We start from the raw sequence: 2,202 nt of genomic DNA, 5'->3' as shown, positions 1-2,202 counted from the left end.
CCTTCCTCATACTTTGCTAACCGCACATAGACAAAGACCAAGATAGGGAACATCACTAAGGTTGGAATCGTTGGCCATTGCAGTAAGAAGCCAAACATGATCAGTACAAATGCCAAATATTGTGGATGTCTACACCGCGCATACCATCCGTCTTTCGCTAAACGATGCTGCTTCTGTGCTTGATACAACACATTCCAAGCCGAAGCTAAAATAAAGAAGCCAATAACAATCAGTGCATTGCTCGCCAAATGAAGTGGGTCGAAATGGGGGTCACCTTCGAATCCCAGTAACGTATGCAGAAGATGACCATTTTCATGGGCATAGAAATCGATTTGTGGATAGATTTCACTCAGCCATCCCGACAGGAAATAGATCGTTAAGGGGAAACCATACATCTCAGTAAAGAGCGCAATGATGAAAGCGGAGAATGCTCCCAGACTGCGCCAATCCATTTGGCTTTTAGGTTTAATAAAACTAAATGCGAAAAAGATAAAAACAGCAGAGTTGATAACAACCAAAGACCACAATCCATAATCATTGCTCATGTTTGTTCTCCTTTTGATTGGCTTCTTCTCTCGCCGCTTTTAAACCCTCAATGTAACCTTCCCGGTAAGCATCGTTTTGCTCACTCTGTTCGATAAAGTTCTCATGCCTATGCTCTGGAGAAGGGCTAAACTCTTCCTCCTGCTTAGCGTCGTGCTTATGGCCCCCGTGATTATGATTGCCATGCATAAACAAGTGCATCAATGGGCACATCAGTAAAAACAGATAGGGCAGAAAAGGAAAAACATGCTCTGCATGCTCAACTAACAGGAAATAGCCTGCAACGGCAATCATCAGTAATGCCGCGAATCCGCTTTTAGAACACCAGAATGAAGACTTCTTACTCATTGTTCGGTCCCTCCACGATCAATTCGCCCCGGTACATCTGCATCTGACATGAAAATGGATATTTACCGGGTGTTAAAGAGTCAAACTTTATCTCTCGCGCTTTGTTTAAGGGGAGCTCTTCACTTAGTCCTAAGTCATCAAATTGTACAATGGCCGAACAAGGCGAGCCGTCTTTACGAACAAAACTGAGGATAATGGGTTCACCCGCCTGCACACGAACCTGTGCTGGGCTGTACACCCCGTTCTCAACGGTTATGGGGACTGTGCCTTTTGTTACGGCTGTGGTACCTGGTTTATAAAGCCAAAACCACCAGATGATTAAGCCGATTAATACGAAACCTAATAAATTAATTATCAACATGATGCTAGCCTCCCTGATTAATGCTCTGATGCTTTAAACAAACGTAAACGGTTGGCATTACTGACAACCGTGAGCGAAGAGAGAGCCATTGCAGCCCCGGCAATGACCGGGCTCAGCAGTAGCCCAAAGAACGGATACAAAACACCTGCTGCAAACGGGATACCCGCAACGTTGTAGATAAATGCACCAAACAAATTTTGCTTAATATTGCGTAATGTCGCTTTGCTGATAGCTACAGCATCAGCCAATCCATGTAATGAACCGCGCATCAGAGTTATGTCAGCACTTTCAATCGCCACATCAGTGCCTGTACCAATGGCAAACCCGACATTGGCCTGAGCCAAGGCAGGCGCATCATTGATACCGTCCCCTGTCATACCTACGATCTCACCATGAGTCTGAAGCTCTTCAACCTTGTTAGATTTATCCTCAGGCAATACTTCTGCAACAAACTCTGTAATACCTACTTTTTCTGCAACTGCCTTAGCTGTTGCGCGGTTATCACCGGTAAGCATTACGACACGTATGCCATTTGCTTGTAGCCGCTTCACTGCCTCTATTGAGTCTTTTTTGATCGGATCAGATACTGCAATTATTGCAGCAAGCTGCCCATTGAGAGCCAAGTACATAGGGGTCTGTGCTTCTGATGCCATACGCTGCGCATCAGCGATATAATGGTCAATAGAGATTGACCGTTCTTCCATCAATTTTTCATTACCAAATAACAGAGTGCTTCCATCCACTTCACCTTCCACGCCATGTCCAGCAATCGCGTTAAAGTTCGTCACTTTAGAGAGGGTAAATCCTTGGGCTTTGGCTGACTCCACTATAGAAAGCGCTAAGGGATGTTCCGAACCGGATTCCAAACTTGCCGCTAAGCGAAGAATGTCTTCCTCTTTATGATCGCCGGTCAACTGGATCTCAGTAACCTGAGGGCTACCTTCAGTTAT

General features: G+C 45.1%; 4 protein-coding genes. All 4 read right to left on the bottom strand.

Annotation, left to right across the window (positions count from 1 at the left end; all coding sequences use genetic code 11):
* A partial coding sequence (locus GY843_RS00310; RefSeq protein WP_297305730.1) for an isoprenylcysteine carboxylmethyltransferase family protein occupies positions 1-545 on the bottom strand: 545 nt, incomplete at its 3' end.
* The gene (locus tag GY843_RS00305; RefSeq protein WP_297305729.1) at positions 535-891 is read right to left on the bottom strand and encodes a DUF2933 domain-containing protein; all 357 of its coding nucleotides are present in this window, start codon (positions 889-891) and stop codon (positions 535-537) included. The genes GY843_RS00305 and GY843_RS00310, both read right to left, overlap by 11 nt.
* The gene (locus tag GY843_RS00300; protein WP_297305728.1) at positions 884-1,252 is read right to left on the bottom strand and encodes a cupredoxin domain-containing protein; all 369 of its coding nucleotides are present in this window, start codon (positions 1,250-1,252) and stop codon (positions 884-886) included. The genes GY843_RS00305 and GY843_RS00300 overlap by 8 nt, the downstream gene beginning before the upstream one ends.
* Positions 1,253-1,269: 17 nt before the next feature.
* A partial coding sequence (locus GY843_RS00295; protein WP_297305727.1) for an HAD-IC family P-type ATPase occupies positions 1,270-2,202 on the bottom strand: 933 nt, incomplete at its 5' end.

It is taken from the genome of Neptuniibacter sp. (genome assembly GCF_024231755.1).
Classification (GTDB): domain Bacteria; phylum Pseudomonadota; class Gammaproteobacteria; order Pseudomonadales; family Balneatricaceae; genus Neptuniibacter.
The sequence above is the reverse complement of the archived record's forward strand: the minus strand, read 5'-3'. Positions and strand labels throughout refer to the sequence as shown.